Here is a 261-nt window from a genome sequence, read left to right as displayed (position 1 = left end):
GGGAGTTTTCTTGTTTACATCATCGCCATAAGGCTTTTTTTGAACCACTCGCCTAGCGAGTGGTTTTCTTTATACAAAAAACGCCGCAGACTTTTTTCAAAATCTGCGGCGTTCGCCGGGGCGCAGAAAGCGGGCGATGCCTTGCTGACCTCGCCCGCTTTCTGTGCTGTTGTTCACTTGTTTGTGCCGCCCCGTTTTCCGCTGCCCTTAAAAACATTGATTTTACTGGTTTTTTCCATGTTTTCTTATGGCAACGCCCTT

General features: G+C 47.9%; 1 protein-coding gene. It reads left to right on the top strand.

The annotated features are described in order from the left end of the window. On the top strand, window positions 1–261 hold a 261-nt coding region (locus tag D1646_RS19500), incomplete at both ends, for a hypothetical protein (protein ID WP_160638055.1).

Source organism: Pseudoflavonifractor sp. 60 (assembly GCF_009911645.1).
Taxonomy (GTDB): domain Bacteria; phylum Bacillota; class Clostridia; order Oscillospirales; family Oscillospiraceae; genus Lawsonibacter.
The sequence above is the reverse complement of the archived record's forward strand: the minus strand, read 5'-3'. Positions and strand labels throughout refer to the sequence as shown.